The sequence below is a fragment of the Massilia scottii genome (assembly GCF_030846495.1).
In the GTDB taxonomy this organism is placed as follows: domain Bacteria; phylum Pseudomonadota; class Gammaproteobacteria; order Burkholderiales; family Burkholderiaceae_D; genus Telluria_A; species Telluria_A violaceinigra.
On sequence record NZ_JAVCWM010000007.1, the window covers coordinates 146,849 to 164,423 of the forward strand.

The following is a 17,575-nucleotide window of genomic DNA, read 5'->3' on the forward strand; positions in this document are numbered from 1 at the left end:
CACCGACCGCACCCATGACGACAGTAAATGCAATGACGGCTACCCCAGGGGGGCGCCGATGGACTGGAGCCTGATTCTGATCATGCTGGCCATGGGCGCCGCCGGCGGCTTCGCGGCCGGCTTGCTGGGCATCGGCGGGGGCATGGTGCTGGTGCCCTTCATCACCATGATCTACACCGCCCAGCATTTCCCGCCCGAGGCGGTGGTGCACATGGCGATCGCCACCTCGCTGGCCACGATCATGTTCACTTCGCTGTCATCGGTGCGCGCGCATCACGCGCATGGCGCGGTGGCGTGGCCGATCGTGCGCATGCTCACGCCCGGCATCGTGGCCGGCTCCTGGGTCGGGCCGTGGCTGGGCAAGCAGCTCAACACCACCGCGCTGGCGCTGCTGTTCGCCGTGTTCGTGGCGTTTTCGGCCACGCAGATGCTGAGCGGGAAAAAGCCGGCCGGCGCGCGCGAGTTGCCGCAGGCGCCAGGCATGTTCGCGGTGGGCGGCGCGATCGGCGTGGTGTCGGGCGTGGTGGGGGCGGGTGGCGGCTTCATGTCGATTCCGTTCATGACCTGGTGTAACGTCAAGATGCATCAGGCCGTGGCCACCAGCGCCGCGCTGGGCTTTCCGATCGCGCTCTCGGGCACCTTGTCGAACATCTGGTTCGGCTGGGACCAGCCCGGCTTGCCGCCGTATTCGCTCGGCTTCATCTACCTGCCCGCGCTGGCTGTGATCGCCGCCGCCAGCGTGCTGGCCGCGCCGCTCGGGGCGCGCGCCGCGCACCGCATGCCGGTACAGCAGTTAAAGCGCATCTTCGCCCTTATTTTGTATGCGCTGGCCGGTTATATGCTGTGGAAGGCGTTTCACTGACCGCAGCGCTGCGGTAGGCCCAGACCAGCATGGCCACGCCGCCGATGATCATCGGCAGCGACAGCATCTGGCCCGACGTGACCGGCAAGCCGGCCACGCTGATCTGCCAGTCCGGTACGCGGAAATATTCGGTGAAGAAGCGTGCGCAGCCGTAAAGGAGGGTAAACATGGCGCCCACGGCCAGCCGCGGGCGCTCCTTGCGCGCATACATCCACAGCAGCACGAACACCACCAGCCCGTCGACGATCATCTGGTACAGCGGCGAGGGATGGCGCGGCCCCTGCACCCCCGGCCACAGCATGGCCCACGGCAGGCTGGCGTCGGCCACGCGGCCCGGCAGTTCGGCGTTGATGAAATTGCCCATGCGTCCGGCCGCATAGCCGAGCGGGACCAGCGGTGCGATGAAATCGTAGACGTCGAGCAGCTTGCGCCCTGCCTTGCGCGCCCACAGCGCCATGGCCGCCAGCACGCCGAGAAAGCCGCCGTGGAAGGACATGCCGCCCTCCCAGACCTTGAAGATGGCCACCGGATCGGCCATGAAGCGGGCCGGCTGGTAAAAGAATACCTCGCCCAGGCGCCCGCCGATGATCACCCCGAGCATGCCGTAGAACAGCATGTCGTCCAGGTCTTCTTTTTTCCAGCCGCGCGCGGCGATATGCGCTTGCCTGATGCGCACGCGTCCGAGCGCGAGGAACATGGCGAACGCCAGCACGTACATCAGCCCGTACCAGTGCACATGCAGCGGGCCGAGCGAAAAGGCGACGGGGTCAGGCATCGGGTGGGTCAGCATCAGTATTTTTCCTCAGTAAATCCAAAAAACCCTGCAAGACCGGCGAGACGGCGTCGCGCCGCCAGGCCAGTCCGGTTTCCACCTGCGGCGCCGGTTCGCGCAGGGCCCGGTATTCTACGCCGGGCCGCATCAGATTGGACACCGATTGTGGCACAAGTGCCATCCCCATGCCGGCCGACACGAGACTGACGATGGTCTGCATCTGGATCGCTTCCTGCCCGATCTCGGGGGTGATGCCGGCCGCGCGAAAGCAGGCCAGGATCGCATCGTGCAGGGCCGGGGCGATGGGGCGCGGAAAGATAATCAGCGGCAGCGGCGGCAAGGACGCCAGCGCTACCGGCGCATCCCCCGTGGCCCCGCTGGTGCCGGCCGGCAAGGCGACGATCAGCGGCTCGGTCAGCACCTTGAGGTAATCGAGTTCCAGGCGCGCCTTGTCGGGCAGCGGCGGAATCAGGAGGCCGGCGTCGATGCGTCCGTGCAGCAAGTCGTCGATCTGCACGTCGGAGGTGGCTTCCTGCAGCGCGATCTGGACCTGCGGAAACGCGGCGCGGTAGCTGCGCAGGAAGGGCGGCAGCACGCTGTAATCGGCCGAGGACACGAACGCCAGCGACAGGCGGCCCGCCTCGCCGCCGGCCGCGCGCCGCACCAGCGCGGGGAGAGAGGCGCTGGCGGCCAGGATGCGGCGCGCTTCCGGCAGCAGGGCCTGGCCGGCCGGGGTCAGTTCCACCGCGCGCCGGCTGCGCGCGAACAGCGGCGCGCCGAGCAACTCTTCGAGGCCCTGGATGGTTTGCGACAGCGGCGGCTGGGTCATGTGCAGGCGCAGCGCGGCCTTGCCGAAGTGAAGTTCTTCAGCGACGGCGACAAAATAGCGCAACTGGCGCAGTTCCAGGTTCATCGATATGCTTTTCCATGTGAAGAAGGTGTTGTGATATGCGCTGCGACTCACAGCAATGCAAATGATATATTTGACGCGCGCCCGGCTGCAAGGCATTCTTGGCAATATCAGTTCAACACCAGATCATCACCGGAGTGAAGCCATGTCAGACCAGCCACGCTACAACCGCCGTTCCCGCAACATCACCGAAGGCGTCTCGCGCAGCCCGAACCGCTCGATGTACTACGCCATGGGCTATGAAACCGAGGATTTCGACAAGCCGATGATCGGCATCGCCAACGGCCACTCGACCATCACGCCGTGCAACTCGGGCCTGCAAAAGCTGGCCGATATTGCGATTGCCACCGTCAAGGCGGCCGGCGCCAATCCGCAGGTGTTCGGCACCCCGACCATCTCGGATGGCATGTCGATGGGCACCGAAGGCATGAAATATTCGCTGATCTCGCGCGAAGTGATCGCTGACTGCATCGAAACGTGCGTGAACGGCCAGTGGATGGATGGCGTGGTCGTGATCGGCGGCTGCGACAAGAACATGCCGGGCGGGATGATCGCCCTGGCGCGCACCAATGTGCCGGGCATTTATGTGTACGGCGGCACCATCAAGCCGGGCAACTGGAAGGGCAAGGATCTGACCATCGTTTCCGCCTTCGAGGCGGTGGGCGAATTCACGGCCGGGCGCATGTCCAAGGAAGACTTCGACGGCATCGAGCGCAACGCCTGCCCGTCGGCCGGTTCCTGCGGCGGCATGTACACGGCCAACACCATGTCGTCCTCGTTCGAGGCGCTGGGGATGGGCTTGCTGTACTCGTCGACCATGGCCAATCCGGACGACGAAAAGGTCGGCTCGGCCGCCGAATCGGCGCGCGTGCTGGTCGAAGCGGTGAAAAAGGATTTGAAACCGCGCGACATCATCACCCGCAAATCGATCGAGAACGCGGTCTCGCTGATCATGGCCACGGGCGGCTCGACCAACGCCGTGCTGCACTACCTGGCGATTGCCCATGCGGCCGAGGTCGAGTGGACCATCGACGACTTCGAGCGCGTGCGCCAGAAAGTGCCGGTCATCTGCAACCTCAAGCCGTCCGGACAGTACGTGGCGACCGACCTGCACAAGGCGGGCGGCGTGCCGCAAGTGCTCAAGCTGCTGCTCGACGCCGGCCTGCTGCATGGCGACTGCATCACCATCACCGGCCGCACGATCGCCGAGGAACTGGCCGAGATCCCGTCGGTACCGGACCCGAAGCAGGATGTTATCCGCACCATCGACAAGGCGCTGTACCAGCAGGGCCACCTGGCCATCCTCAAGGGCAATCTGTCGCCGGAAGGCTGCGTTGCCAAGATTACCGGGCTGAAGAATCCAGTGATCACCGGTCCTGCGCGCGTGTTCAACGACGAGTATTCGGCCATGGATGCGATCCTGGCGGACGGCATCAAGGCGGGCGACGTGCTGGTGATGCGCTACCTGGGGCCGAAGGGTGGTCCGGGCATGCCGGAAATGCTGGCGCCGACCGCTGCGCTGATCGGCAAGGGGCTCGGTGAATCGGTGGGCTTGATTACCGACGGGCGCTTTTCGGGCGGGACCTGGGGCATGGTGGTGGGCCACGTGGCGCCGGAAGCGTTCGATGGCGGCACGATTGCGCTGGTCGAAGAGGGCGATTCGGTGACGATCGATGCGCACCAGCAGCTCATTCAGCTGAACGTGAGCGACGAAGAAATCGCGCGCCGCCGCGCTAACTGGGTCAAGCCGGCGCCGCGGTATACCCGTGGCGTGCTGGCCAAGTTTGCGGCGCTGGCGTCGTCGGCCAGCAAGGGGGCTGTGACGGGTTGAATCACTGACAGGTTGCCGGAACCAAGGCATCAAATACCGTCGCCCCGCCGAGAGCCGCCTTGGCGCGGGAGGGGGGCGACGGTTTTTGGGTCATCGCCTTTCGATAACGCGCCCACAAAGGGCCGCCTTGGCGCGATGCTGGTTGGGTCCGCCGCGTGGCCACAATGTTTACTTCTTGTTCGCCTTCTCAAACGCTTCCTTCACCCGCGCCTTGCGCCGTGCCTCATCGACGTTGTGGGCTTTTTTCTTGTCCAGGCCGAAAATCTTTTCGACGAACTCGAACCAGATGAAGGCCACGAACATCAAACCAATCACCCACCACCACGACAACTCGGCAAAACGCCAGACTTCGAAATAGCGCAGGCCCACAAGCGCTGCAATTAATAGTATCAGTGGCATGGCAAACTCCTTTTCATACGCATATCTTACAAACAATTGCCCCCGAGGGGCAGTAAAATTGTGTCACTAGGCAAATAGTTGGGTCAACCGTCCACAGGCTTGACCCGTTATAGAGCGTGTGTCCGCACATTCGGATTTCCGAAACACGGTAAAATTGCATTCAGTTGTTCACTCTGGAGAAATACATGAAACGGTCCCTGATGTTGTTCACGGTGTTGTCGGCGCTGGCGTCGTCGAGCGCCATGGCAAACGCCGATTTGGCAAAAGCAAAAAATTGCATGGCCTGCCACGCTGTCGCGAACAAGCTGGTCGGACCTGCCTACAAGGACGTTGCGGCAAAGTATGCCGGCCAGAAGGATGCTGAAAGCAAGCTGGTCGCCAAAGTCCTCAAGGGCGGCGCCGGCGCCTGGGGCGCGGTACCGATGCCAGCCAATCCGCAAGTGACCGACGATGACGCCCGCGCCCTGGTCAAATGGATCCTGGCACAGAAATAAGCCGCTGCTTGCTCGATCACCCTCAATAAAAAACGCGCTGTCACTGCAGCGCGTTTTTTTATGCCTGCGGCCCTGGCCGCGGCCAGGGCCGCAGCCAGCGCAAGGTCTTTACTTGATGACCGACATCTTGGTCTTCTTGCCACCCTTGAAGGTAAACATGGTCAGCGCGCCATCCTTGATGTCGCCCTTGTCGTCGAACTGGATCAGGCCGGTCACGCCCTGATGCTTGATCTTCTGCAGTTCAGGCAAGTACTTGACCGGGTCGGCCGACTTGGCGTTTTGCATCGCCGCCGCCATGACCATCACCGCGTCGTACACATACGGCGAGTACAGCTGCACGTCGGCATTGTTGAAGCGTTTTTTGTAGCGTGCCACAAAGTCCGCCAGCATTTTTTCCTGCTCGCCGGTCACGCCGCCCGCTTCGGCGCAGGTGACATTGCCTTCGCCCACGCCGTCACCGGCCAGGCGCACCAGCGATTCGGTGCAAATCCCGTCGCCGCCCATGAATTTGGCGTTGATGCCGAGTGCCTTCATTTGCTTGAGCATCGGGCCGCCGACCGCATCCATGCCGCCAAAGAAGATCAGGTCCGGCTTCTTGTTTTTGATCGAGGTCAGGATGGCGGTGAAGTCGGTCGCGGTAGCGCTGGTAAATTCCTTGCCTACGACCTTGATCGCCGGATTTTTTGCCTTGGCGCCCTTGAGGAATTCGGTGGCCACGCCCTGGCCGTAGGCCGAGCGGTCATCGATGACGGCGATACTGCTCACTTTCAGGGTGTCGACCGCGTAGCGGCCCAAGGTGCCGCCAAGCTTGTTGTCGTTGGCAACCACGCGGAAGGCGGACTTGAAGCCTTGCTTGGTGTACTCGGGAATCGTGGAGGAAGGGGAAATCTGGGGAATGCCCGCGTTATGGTAAATCCGCGAGGCCGGTACGGTGGTGCCCGAATTGAGGTGGCCGATCACGCCGTTCACCTTGGCATCGACCAGCTTCTGCGCCACGGCCGTGCCCTGCTTGGGATCGGCGCCGTCATCTTCCAGCACCAGTTCCAGCTTGACCTTCTTGCCGTTGATCATGAAGCCCTTGGCGTTCAGTTCTTCCACGGCCATCTTGGCGCCGTTCTCGTTATCCTTGCCCAGGTGCGCGCTGGCGCCCGAGATCGGACCGACGTGGCCGATCCTGACGACGTCCTGGGCGCTGGCACTGCCGGCAAATGCCATGGCGATTGCGAGTGGAATGAGTTTGGTCGTGAACTGCATGTGCATTCTCCATTGGATTGAAAACAGACAGCGCTCGTGGCGCCGTTTCGAAAATTTTGTGTAGGGCAAAAGGTACAACAATTTAAATGCTTCGCAAAGCCGATTGTCAGAATTGAAGGAACAAATTGTGGCATCTCGCCATCAACGCGCGTGCAGGCGTTGCGTGCACGCCGGGGTGCACGAGATTACCGCTGTTTTGTAAGCAAATGAAAGGCGCCGCCCGGGAGGGCAGGCCGGGCAGGCTATTTCCGGCCCTGCAGATGACTCAGTTCCTGGGCCACCGCACGCACCACGATGCTCTCGATGGTGTCCTGCAGGCCGATGCGCAGTTCGGCCGTCAGCCCGGCCACGGCGTGCTGCAGCACTTGTTCCATGCTCTCGCGCAGGCGCTGTTCGAGCACGAAGTCGACTCTTCCCTGGATTTGCTGGAGGATGCGCTCGGACAGGCGACGTTCGAGCAAGGCCCATTCCGGATCGCTCCAGTCCGCCAGCAGGGATTCCTGTGCCGGCGCCTGCGCGGCCGGATCGGCTGGCGCCTCGCCTTTGTCGGAAAACAATTCCGTCAGCACGGGGATATTCGGATCGAACGGACGAGCCTGGGTCATGACTGGCCTGCGACGAAGTGAGTCAGTGGATAGGATTGCTGCTTGTAGGCGACGTAGCGCTTGCGTCCGGCGGCGGCGTCGCTGTCATCGGTGGAAATGATTTCAAACACGCGCTGGAAACGCCCGAGCTGGGCCGGCGTGGCCCGCGTCAGGTTCACCAGCATGTCGTAATGCGGCAGCTCGGCATCGTCCCTGTCGGCGATGATGATGGGCGTGTGCGCGGCCAGCGGGTCGCCGGCCATCACGTGCGGCAGGAAATCGGTTTCCGACAAGGTCCACAGGGCCTCGTCCAGCGCCTGCGCCTGCGCCGCATCCTCGGCCAGCAGCACCACCTTTGCACGGCTGGCATAGGCTTTGCGCGCCAGCCGGCATGCGTAGCTCAGCTTGTCCGGGATGTTGGTATGGAAATCGATGCGCGTCATCGGCGTGCTCAGAACACGAAGCCGGGCGGGGAGGTCTTGTCCTGCACCGGCGGCGTACGTTCGGCGTCCTGGGCAGCCTTGGCCTTTTCATCGACTTTCGGCACCACCGGCTCCGCTGGCGCGGCGGAGGTCGGTTTCGGATACTGGTACGTTGCCGGCAGGATTTTCTTTTCCGGGTAGGAAGCCTCGGTCAGCATGGTATTCCATGCGGCCGCTTCAAAACCGGTCGACTTCACGCGGCCGATCTTGATGAAAGGCAGGCGGCCATCGCTGCCGGCTTCCTTGAGCTTGGCTTCGTCGGACTGGGTTTGCACGGTTTTCTCGGCAAACGGAATGCCGCGCTCTTTCAGGAAGGTACGGGCCTGGTCGCAAAAATCGCACTTGGTGCGCGTGTAGAGCACCACCGGGTGCGAGCGCACCGCCTGCGACAGCGCATACGGCAGGGGCACGCTGGCCGCGCCGCCGGCGCCGGCCTTGATTTCCACCGGCTTGGCGTTGGCCGGCGGCGGCTGGTCGCTGAACGTGACCTTGCCCGAGGCATCGACCCATTTGTACATCTGCTGTGCACTGGCGCCGCCCGCGCACAGCAGCAGCGCCATCATCGTGCCAGTCATTTTTTTTGTTACTGTCATTACAATTCTCCTGCTGGCACGGTCTTTCAGGACTGCATGCCGCTGTGGCGCAACAGCGCATCGATACTGGGCTCGCGGCCGCGGAAGGCCTTGAACGATTCGAGCGCGGGGCGCGAACCGCCGACGGCCAGTATCTCTTGCTGGAAGCGTTTACCGGTTTCTTCGGACAGGGCTCCGCCGCCCGCCTCGACCGCTTCTTCAAAGGCGGCGTAAGCGTCGGCAGATAATACTTCAGCCCACTTGTAGCTATAGTAACCGGCGGCGTACCCTCCGGCAAAAATATGTCCGAAAGAGTGTTGGAAACGGTTAAATGCGGGCGGCATCATGACCGAGAACTTCTGGCGCACGTCGTTGATCAGTTCCTGCACGGTTTGCGCGCTGGCCGGATCGAAGTCGTAGTGCAGGTGCATGTCGACCAGCGAAAACTCCACCTGGCGCAGGGTTTGCAGGCCGGACTGGAAGTTCTTGGCGGCCAGCATCTTGTCGTACAGGGCGCGCGGCAGCGGCTCGCCGGTCTTCACGTGGGCGGTCATGTGCTGCAGCACGTCCCATTCCCAGCAAAAGTTCTCCATGAATTGCGATGGCAGCTCGACCGCATCCCACTCCACGCCGGAAATGCCGGAGACGGCGATTTCGTCCACTTGCGTGAGCATGTGATGCAAACCGTGCCCGAATTCGTGGAACAGGGTGGTCACTTCGTCGTGCGTGAACAGGGAAGGCTGCAGCTGGCCGTCGACCGTGGCCGGCGGCGTGAAGTTGCAGGTCAGGTAAGCCACCGGCGTTTGCAGGGTACCGCCGGTTTGCAGGCGGCGGCCGCGGGCGTCGTCCATCCAGGCGCCGCCGCCCTTGCCGCTGCGCGCGTACAGGTCGAGGTAGAACTGGCCGACCAGCTTGCCGTCGCGCTCGATGCGGAAAAAGCGCACGTCCGGATGCCAGGCGGCGGCCGTGTCGGGCAAGATCCGGACCGAGAACAGGCTTTGCACCAGGCGGAACAGGCCATCGACGACTTTCGGCTCGGGGAAGTATTCCTTCACTTCCTGGGCCGAGAAGGCGTAGCGGCGTTCGCGCAGTTTTTCCGAGGCGTAGCTCAGGTCCCAGGCTTCGAGCTTGTCGATGCCCAGCTCGTCCTTGGCGAAGGTGCGCAGTTCGGCCAGGTCTTGCTCGGCGAATGGACGCGCGCGCCGTGCCAGGTCTTCCAGGAATTCGATCACATGCTCGGGACTCTGGGCCATCTTGGGCACCAGCGAGACTTCGGCGAAATTGCGATAGTCGAGCAACTTGGCTTCTTCGTCGCGCAATTTCAGCAAATTGGCGATGTTGCTGCTGTTATCCCACTTCTCCAGCTCGCTGAACACGGTACCCATTTCCGAGGCCTTGGTGGCGCTGGCGCGGTAAATCGTTTCGCGCAGGTCGCGCTTGTCGGCAAATTGCAGGATCGGGAAGTAGGACGGGAAATGCAGGGTGAACTGGTAGCCAGGCTTGCCGTCGGCCTCGGCGGCGGCGCGCGCGGCCTGCCTGACGTCGTCCGGCAGGCCGGCCAGGTCGGCTTCGTTCTCGACCATCAGCTTGTAGTCGTTGGTGGCGTCGAGCACATTTTCCGAAAAGCGGGTCGAAATGCTGGCGTGCTGTTCCTGGATTTCGGCGAAACGCTGCTTTTTCGATTCAGGCAATTCGGCGCCGCCCAGGCGGAAGTCGCGCAGGGCGTTTTCGACGATGCGCTTGCGCGCCGGCGACAGCGCTGCATAGGCGCCGCTTGCGCGGATCGCCTTGTATTTGGCGAACAGGGCTTCGTTCTGGGCCAGCGCGGTCCAGAATTCGGTCACTTTCGGCTGGTTGTCGTTGTAGGTGGCGCGCAGTTCGGGCGTGTCGACCACGTTGTTGAGGTGGCTGACCACGCCCCAGGCGCGGCCCAGCTGTTCGGTCGCTTCTTCGAGCGGAATGACGAAATTGTCCCAGGTCACGTCGTCGCCGGGCGCTTCGAGCTCGGCTACGACCGCGCTCGCATGCGCGATCAGCTGGTCGATGGCGGGCGTGACGTGCTCCGGCTTGATATCGTTAAAACGTGGCAGGTCGCTGAAATCGAGCAGGGGATTGCTGGTATCGGTAGTCATCGTGTTTTCCTCATGTCGGTTTCAATAAATTGTCTATCGCCTCGGCTTGCCGCGCCGGGCCGCCGGGCCGCCTGTCCGCGGTCAGCCGCGCTCGGCCGCTTCGACCGTGTTCATCAGCAGCATGGTAATCGTCATCGGGCCCACGCCGCCTGGCACCGGGGTGATGTGCGAGGCCACGTCGCGCACCGCGGCGGTATCGACATCGCCACACAGTTTGCCGTTATCGTCGCGGTTCATGCCCACATCGATCACGATCGCACCGGGCTTGACCATGTCGGCGGTGAGCGTGTTGCGGCGTCCCACGGCGGCCACGACCACGTCGGCCTGGCGCGTGTGGTAGGCCAGGTCCGGCGTCGCACTATGGCATATGGTCACGGTGGCGTTCGCTTGCAAGAGGAGCAGCGCCATTGGTTTGCCGACCGTGTTGCTGCGGCCGATGACCACCGCGTGCTTGCCGCGCAGGTCATAGCCGGTGCTTTCGATCAGTTTCATGCAGCCGTACGGGGTGCACGGGCGGAAACCCGGCAGGCCGGTCATCAGTTCGCCGGCGCTGAGCACCGAGTAGCCGTCCACGTCCTTGGTCGTCGAGATCGCCTCGATCACCTTGTTCGGGTTGATGTGCTTGGGCAGCGGCATCTGCACCAGGATGCCGTGGATGGCCGGATCGCTGTTCAGGCTGGCGATGCGGTCGAGCAGGGCCGCCTCGGTCAGGTCGGCATCGTACTTTTCCAGGATCGAATGAAAGCCCACGTCCGCGCACGCCTTGACCTTGTTGCGCACATACACATGGCTGGCCGGATCTTCCCCCACCAGGATCACGGCCAGCCCCGGCTGCTTGCCTTTTTCGGTCAGGACCGTGGCGCGCTGCTTGATTTCTGCGCGTAATTGTTGGGAGAGGAGAACACCATCGATCAGTTGAGCGGACATGATTTTTAGCCGGGAAAAGAGTGGGAAGAAATAGTGCGGAGAAAAGCGGGATTATAAAGCCACTGCTGCTATCGCGTGCCCCGAATCCCGGGAACTCCCCATAATCTTGCATTGAAAGAAAGATGAACTTTACGTTCACGTCAAGTGAAATCCCACGATATGAAACGATATATCGTAATTTGAAAAAGCAGAAAACTACTGTTAGAATTGCTCCACTAAATTTGGGTATTGGTAAATAATCAGCAAAACGTCCGCCGTCGATGTCGATCGGGTAGGGCACTAACAAAGGAGACGCATCAATGTCAGCTCAACTCGACCAGTTGACGGCAGCAGCCGCCAACGATCCCGACACGCTCGAAACCAAGGAGTGGCTCGACGCACTCGAAGCCGTCATTGAAAATGAAGGCACCGACCGCGCCCACTACCTGATGGAACGCATGGTCGACCTGGCCCGCCGCCGCGGCGCCCACATCCCGTTTTCCAGCAACACCGCCTACGTCAACACCATTCCCACCCACCTCGAAGAACACTGCCCCGGTAACCTGGAGTACGAAGAGCGCCTGCGCTCGTGGATGCGCTGGAACGCGATGGCGATGGTGGTCAAGGCCAACCGCGCCGACGGCGACCTGGGTGGCCACATTTCGAGCTTCGCCTCGCTGGCGAACATGCTCGGCATCGGCTTCAACCACTTCTGGCGCGCCCCGACCGCGGACCATGGCGGCGATCTGCTGTACCTGCAAGGCCACTCCTCGCCCGGTATCTACGCGCGCGCCTTCCTGGAAGGGCGCCTGTCGGAAGATCAGATGCTCAATTTCCGCCGCGAAGTCGACGGCAAGGGCCTGTCGTCATATCCGCACCCGAAACTGATGCCGACCTTCTGGCAGTTCCCGACCGTCTCGATGGGTCTTGGCCCGCTGATGGCGATCTACCAGGCGCGCTTCCTGAAGTACCTGCACGCGCGCTCGATCGCCGACACTTCCAACCGCAAGGTCTGGGTCTTCTGCGGCGACGGCGAGATGGACGAGCCGGAATCGATGGGCGCGATCGGCATGGCCGCGCGCGAGCGCCTCGACAACCTGGTGATGGTCGTGAACTGCAACCTGCAGCGCCTTGACGGCCCTGTGCGCGGCAACGGCAAGATCATCCAGGAACTCGAAGCGGACTTCCGCGGCGCCGGCTGGAACGTGGTCAAGGTCATCTGGGGCCCGGGCTGGGACGCCCTGCTGGCCAAGGACAAGGACGGCATCCTGCAGCGCGTGATGATGGAAACCGTCGACGGCGAATACCAGAACTACAAGGCAAAGGACGGCGCCTTCGTGCGCAAGAACTTCTTCGGCAAGCATCCGAAGCTGCTGGAAATGGTCGCCAACATGACCGACGACGACATCTGGCGCCTGACCCGCGGCGGTCACGATCCGCACAAGATCTATGCCGCCTTCAAGATCGCTCAGGAAAACAAGGGCACCCCGACCGTCCTGCTGGTGAAAACCGTCAAGGGCTTCGGCATGGGCAAGTCCGGCGAAGCGCGCAACACCGCGCACCAGACCAAGAAGCTCGACGACGAAGCGATCCGCGAAATGCGCGACCGCTTTGCGATCCCGATCCCGGACGACAAGCTGGCCGAGATCCCGTTCTTCAAGCCGGCCGACGATGCGCCGGAAATGGTCTACCTGCACAAGCGCCGCGAAATGCTGGGCGGCTACCTGCCGCAGCGCCGTCCGCAAGCGGCCGAATCGCTGCCGGTGCCTGCGCTGTCGGCATTCCAGAACGTCCTGGACGCAACCGCTGAAGGCCGCGAAATCTCGACCACGCAGTCGTTCGTGCGTATCATTTCGACCCTGCTGCGCGACCCGAACCTGGGCCAGCGCATCGTGCCGATCCTGGTCGACGAATCGCGTACCTTCGGCATGGAAGGCCTGTTCCGCCAGATCGGCATCTTCAATCAGCAGGGCCAGTTGTACGAGCCGGTCGATAAAGACCAGGTCATGTACTACCGCGAAGACAAGGCCGGCCAGATTCTGCAGGAAGGCATCAACGAAGCGGGCGGCATGAGTTCGTGGATCGCCGCGGCGACCTCGTACTCGACCAACAACCGCATCATGATCCCGTTCTACACCTTCTACTCGATGTTCGGTATGCAGCGCATCGGCGACCTGGCGTGGGCGGCGGGCGACATGCGCGCCCGCGGCTTCCTGATGGGCGGCACCGCGGGCCGCACGACCCTGAACGGCGAAGGCTTGCAGCACGAAGATGGCCACAGCCACGTGATGGCGGCGACCATTCCTAACTGCCTGCCGTACGATCCGACCTTCGCGCACGAAGTTGCGGTCATCGTCCAGGACGGCCTGCGCCGCATGGTGGCGGAGCAGGAAGACGTGTTCTACTACATCACCTTGATGAACGAGAACTACGAGCAGCCAGGTCTGACGCCAGGCACGGAAGAGGGCATCCTGAAAGGGATGTACCTGCTGCAGCAAGGCGACGCCAGTGCCAAGCAGCGCGTGCAGCTGATTGGTTCGGGCACCATCTTGCGCGAATCGATCTTTGCGGCCGAACTGCTGCAGAAGGACTTCGGCATTGCGGCCGATGTGTGGTCGGCGCCGTCGCTGACCCTGATCGCCCGTGACGGCCAGGATGCCGAGCGCTGGAGCATGGTCCACCCGACCGACGCACCGCGCCTGCCGTACGTCACGCAGCTGATGGAAAAGACCAGCGGTCCGATCATCGCCACGACCGACTACATGCGCCTGTTCGCGGAACAGATCCGCGCGTTCATGCCGAAGGGCCGCACCTACAAGGTGCTCGGTACCGATGGTTTCGGCCGCTCCGACAGCCGCGTCAAGCTGCGCGAGTTCTTTGAAGTGAACCGTTACTATATCGTCGTGGCGGCGCTCAAATCGCTGGCCGACGAAGGCGTGATTGCAACGTCCGTGGTGGCTGATGCGATCGCCAAGTACGGCATCAATCCTGACAAACCGAATCCGGTGACCCAGTAACTTTGCCCGGCGTCCCCCGGCATGCGGCGCGAGCGGCATGCCGGGGGACGCGCGACTAAACGAATAAGAACGGAGTAAACGCTATGAGCATTGTGGAAGTCAAAGTCCCGGATATCGGCGACTTCAAGGAAGTCGAAGTCATCGAACTGATGGTCAAGCCGGGCGACACCATCAAGGTCGACCAGTCGCTGATCACGGTCGAATCCGACAAGGCCAGCATGGAGATCCCGTCCAGCCACGCCGGCGTGGTCAAGGAACTGAAAATCAAGGTCGGTGACAAGGTCGCCGAAGGCGCGCTGCTGCTGATCCTCGAAAGCGACGACGCAGCGGCCGCACCGGCAGCCGCCGCGCCCGCAGCAGCCGCACCTGCGCCGGCGCAAGCCGCACCAGCCGCCGCAGCCGCTCCGGCGCCTGCCGCTGCACCGGCAGCAGCGCCGGCGCCCGCCGCCGCACCTGCGCCAGCCGCAGCAGCCGCGCCAGCCCAATCGAGCGCCAAGGCGCACGCATCGCCATCGATCCGCAAGTTCGCGCGCGAACTCGGCGTCGACCTGCTGCGCGTGCCTGGCAGCGGTCCAAAGGGTCGCATCACCCAGCAGGACGTGCAGAACTTCGTCAAGGGCGTGCTCGCGAGCGAGTCGCCAGGCAACGGCAGCAAGGCCTCCGGCGGCGGTACCGGCGTGGGTCTCGACCTGCTGCCATGGCCATCGCTCGACTTCAGCAAATTCGGCCCGACCGAACTGCTGCCGCTGTCGCGCATCAAGAAAATCAGTGGCCCGAACCTGCACCGCAACTGGGTGATGATCCCGCACGTGACGCAATTCGACGAGTCCGACGTGACCGACCTCGAACAGTTCCGCGTCGATTCGAACGCCGCGCTGGCCAAGTCCAAGTCGACCGTCAAGCTGACCATGCTCGCTTTCGTGATCAAGGCCAGCGTCGCCGCGCTCAAGAAATACCCGGCGTTCAACGCGTCGATCGACGCCACCGGCGCCAACCTGATTCTCAAGCAGTACTACAACATCGGCTTCGCGGCAGATACGCCGAACGGGCTGATGGTCCCGGTCATCAAGGACGCCGACAAGAAATCGATCTCGCAGATCGCCGTCGAAATGGGCGAGCTGTCGGCCCAGGCGCGCGACGGCAAGCTCAGTCCCGCCAACATGCAGGGCGCGACGTTTACCATTTCGTCGCTGGGCGGCATTGGCGGCACGGCCTTCACGCCGATCATCAACGCACCGGAAGTGGCGATCCTCGGCTTGTCCAAGTCCTCCATGAAGCCGGTGTGGGACGGCGCGGCATTCCAGCCACGCCTGATGCTGCCGCTGTCGCTGTCCTACGACCACCGCGTGATCGACGGTGCCATGGCCGCGCGCTTCACCGCATATCTGGCCGAAGTGATGGCCGATCTGCGCAAGACCTTGTTATAAGGACGACACAGCGATGAGCACAATCGAGGTAAAAGTACCGAATATCGGCGACTTCAAGGAAGTTGAAGTCATTGAAGTGATGATCAAGGTGGGCGACACGATCAAGGTCGACCAGTCCCTGATCACCGTCGAATCCGACAAGGCCAGCATGGAAATCCCGGCCAGCCACGCCGGCGTGGTCAAGGAAATCAAGGTCAAGGTGGGCGACAAGATCGCCGAAGGCTCGATGCTGCTGGTGCTCGACGAAGCCGGCGGCGCGGCGGCGGCTCCTGCCGCTGCCGCACCTGCCGCTGCTGCTCCTGCAGCCGCCGCGCCGGCGCCGGCAGCGGCCGACCGGGCCGAATCGCAGGCGCCTGCGCATCCGGCGCCGCCAGCGGCCCCAAGCGCGGCGGCTCCTGCGCCGGCCATGGCCAGGTACGACGGCAAGGTCGACATCGAATGCGAGATGATGGTGCTGGGCGCAGGTCCCGGCGGCTATTCCGCGGCGTTCCGTTCGGCCGACCTGGGCATGAACACGGTGCTGATCGAGCGTTACGCGTCGCTCGGCGGCGTGTGCCTGAACGTCGGCTGCATTCCATCGAAAGCGCTGCTGCACGTGGCGGCCGTGATCGATGAAACGCAAGCCATGTCCAAGCACGGCATCAGCTTCGCCAAGCCGGAAATCGACATCGACCAGCTGCGCGCCTACAAGGACAAGGTCATCACCAAGATGACCACCGGTCTGGCCGGCATGGCCAAGATGCGCAAGGTGAATGTGGTGCAGGGCGTCGGCCAGTTCGTCAGCGCCAACCACATCGAAGTCACCGCCGCCGACGGCAGCAAGAAGATCGTGCAGTTCCAGAAGGCGATCATCGCCGCCGGTTCGGCCGTGGTCAACCTGCCGTTCGTGCCGAAAGATCCGCGCATCGTCGATTCGACCGGCGCGCTGGAACTGCGCCAGATCCCGAAACGCATGCTGGTCATCGGCGGCGGCATCATCGGCCTGGAAATGGCAACGGTGTACTCGACCCTCGGTGCGCGCATCGATGTCGTCGAGATGCTCGATGGCCTGATGCAGGGCGCCGACCGCGACATGGTCAAGGTCTGGCAGAAGTTCAACGAGAAGCGCTTCGACAAGGTCATGACCAAGACCAGGACGGTGGCCGTGGAAGCGCTGGAAGAGGGCATCAAGGTCAGCTTCGAAGCGGCGGAAGCCGGCGTCACCGCGCCCGAGCCGCAGATCTACGACATGGTGCTGGTGGCCGTTGGCCGCAGCCCGAACGGCGGCAAGATCGCGGCCGACAAGGCTGGCGTGACGGTCACCGACCGCGGTTTCATTCCGGTCGACGCGCAAATGCGCACCAACGTGCCGCACATTTTCGCCATCGGCGACTTGGTGGGCCAGCCGATGCTGGCGCACAAGGCGGTGCACGAAGCGCACGTCGCTGCCGAAGCGGCGCATGGCGAGAAGGCTTTCTTCGACGTCAAGGTGATTCCATCGGTGGCGTACACCGATCCCGAAGTGGCATGGGCCGGCATTACCGAAGACGAGGCGAAAGCCAAGGGCATCAAGCTGGAGAAGGGCCACTTCCCGTGGGCCGCAAGCGGCCGCGCGGTTGCCAATGGGCGTGACGAGGGCTTCACCAAGCTGCTGTTCGACGCCGAGACGCACCGGATTGTCGGTGGCGGCATCGTCGGCACGCATGCGGGCGACATGATCGGCGAAATCGCGCTGGCGATCGAGATGGGTGCCGATGGCATCGATATCGCCAAGACGATTCACCCGCATCCAACCCTGGGCGAATCGATCGGCATGGCGGCGGAAGTGTATGAAGGCGTGTGCACGGACTTGCCGCCGGTGCGCAAGAAGTAAGAGCCGCAAATGGAAAAAGCCCCGTTCACGCCATGCGTCAACGGGGCTTTTTATCGTCCTCCCGGCCACTGAATCGTCGTT

Annotated in this window: 15 protein-coding genes; 6 read left to right on the forward strand and 9 right to left on the reverse strand. The window is 63.0% G+C overall.

All coding sequences use genetic code 11. The features are described from left to right. The first annotated feature begins 58 nt into the window (after nt 1-58). Nucleotides 59-862 (forward strand): sulfite exporter TauE/SafE family protein, encoded by an 804-nt coding sequence (locus RBA41_RS11890; protein ID WP_306624025.1) that lies wholly within the window; start codon nt 59-61, stop codon nt 860-862. Here the strand turns inward: RBA41_RS11890 and lgt are convergent. Both lgt and RBA41_RS11900 read right to left on the reverse strand, forming a co-directional pair. Then, entirely contained in the window at nt 813-1,652 is an 840-nt protein-coding gene (lgt, locus tag RBA41_RS11895) for a prolipoprotein diacylglyceryl transferase (protein ID WP_306624026.1), read from the reverse strand. The two genes, RBA41_RS11890 and lgt, sit on opposite strands and share 50 nt — an antisense overlap. Continuing rightward, nucleotides 1,630-2,547, reverse strand: a complete 918-nt coding sequence (locus tag RBA41_RS11900) for a LysR family transcriptional regulator (RefSeq protein WP_306624028.1) — start codon at nt 2,545-2,547, stop codon at nt 1,630-1,632. The genes lgt and RBA41_RS11900 overlap by 23 nt, the downstream gene beginning before the upstream one ends. A gap of 142 nt (nt 2,548-2,689) precedes the next feature. Between RBA41_RS11900 and ilvD the strand changes: the two genes are divergently transcribed. Then, entirely contained in the window at nt 2,690-4,375 is a 1,686-nt protein-coding gene (gene ilvD, locus RBA41_RS11905; protein ID WP_099875451.1) for a dihydroxy-acid dehydratase, read from the forward strand. Between the two features lie 168 nt (nt 4,376-4,543). Here ilvD and RBA41_RS11910 read toward each other — a convergent pair whose 3' ends face one another. Beyond that, entirely contained in the window at nt 4,544-4,774 is a 231-nt protein-coding gene (locus tag RBA41_RS11910; RefSeq protein WP_099875452.1) for a TIGR04438 family Trp-rich protein, read from the reverse strand. A gap of 185 nt (nt 4,775-4,959) precedes the next feature. Here RBA41_RS11910 and RBA41_RS11915 point away from each other — a divergent pair, with 185 nt between their 5' ends. Continuing rightward, nucleotides 4,960-5,268 carry a c-type cytochrome gene (locus tag RBA41_RS11915; protein WP_306624029.1) on the forward strand — a complete coding sequence of 103 codons (309 nt, stop codon included), beginning with the start codon at nt 4,960-4,962 and terminating at the stop codon, nt 5,266-5,268. Nucleotides 5,269-5,376: 108 nt separating this feature from the next. Here RBA41_RS11915 and RBA41_RS11920 read toward each other — a convergent pair whose 3' ends face one another. The 6 genes from RBA41_RS11920 to folD form a co-directional block, all read right to left on the reverse strand. Continuing rightward, on the reverse strand, nt 5,377-6,522 hold the full coding sequence (locus RBA41_RS11920) for a branched-chain amino acid ABC transporter substrate-binding protein (RefSeq protein WP_306624031.1): 1,146 nt from the start codon (nt 6,520-6,522) through the stop codon (nt 5,377-5,379). Between the two features lie 242 nt (nt 6,523-6,764). Next, nucleotides 6,765-7,127: a DUF2486 family protein gene (locus RBA41_RS11925; RefSeq protein ID WP_306624032.1), complete on the reverse strand. Its 363-nt coding sequence runs from the start codon at nt 7,125-7,127 to the stop codon at nt 6,765-6,767. Next, nucleotides 7,124-7,549: a DNA polymerase III subunit chi gene (locus tag RBA41_RS11930; RefSeq protein WP_306624034.1), complete on the reverse strand. Its 426-nt coding sequence runs from the start codon at nt 7,547-7,549 to the stop codon at nt 7,124-7,126. Before RBA41_RS11930 ends, RBA41_RS11925 begins: the two co-directional genes overlap by 4 nt. Nucleotides 7,550-7,557: 8 nt before the next feature. Next, nucleotides 7,558-8,181: a glutaredoxin family protein gene (locus RBA41_RS11935; protein ID WP_306624036.1), complete on the reverse strand. Its 624-nt coding sequence runs from the start codon at nt 8,179-8,181 to the stop codon at nt 7,558-7,560. 26 nt (nt 8,182-8,207) lie between these two features. Then, nucleotides 8,208-10,292 carry a M3 family metallopeptidase gene (locus RBA41_RS11940; protein WP_306624038.1) on the reverse strand — a complete coding sequence of 695 codons (2,085 nt, stop codon included), beginning with the start codon at nt 10,290-10,292 and terminating at the stop codon, nt 8,208-8,210. Between the two features lie 81 nt (nt 10,293-10,373). Further along, nucleotides 10,374-11,219 carry a bifunctional methylenetetrahydrofolate dehydrogenase/methenyltetrahydrofolate cyclohydrolase FolD gene (gene folD, locus RBA41_RS11945; RefSeq protein ID WP_306624040.1) on the reverse strand — a complete coding sequence of 282 codons (846 nt, stop codon included), beginning with the start codon at nt 11,217-11,219 and terminating at the stop codon, nt 10,374-10,376. A gap of 299 nt (nt 11,220-11,518) precedes the next feature. On the opposite strand from folD, the gene aceE reads away from it, so the two are divergent. From aceE to lpdA, 3 genes are all read left to right on the forward strand, one after another. Next, entirely contained in the window at nt 11,519-14,215 is a 2,697-nt protein-coding gene (gene aceE / locus RBA41_RS11950; protein WP_306624042.1) for a pyruvate dehydrogenase (acetyl-transferring), homodimeric type, read from the forward strand. A gap of 83 nt (nt 14,216-14,298) precedes the next feature. Then, a complete protein-coding gene (aceF, locus tag RBA41_RS11955; RefSeq protein ID WP_306624044.1) occupies nt 14,299-15,642 on the forward strand; it encodes a dihydrolipoyllysine-residue acetyltransferase in 1,344 nt (447 codons plus the stop codon). Nucleotides 15,643-15,655: 13 nt separating this feature from the next. Then, nucleotides 15,656-17,494 carry a dihydrolipoyl dehydrogenase gene (lpdA, locus tag RBA41_RS11960; RefSeq protein WP_306624046.1) on the forward strand — a complete coding sequence of 613 codons (1,839 nt, stop codon included), beginning with the start codon at nt 15,656-15,658 and terminating at the stop codon, nt 17,492-17,494. Nucleotides 17,495-17,575: the final 81 nt, after the last annotated feature.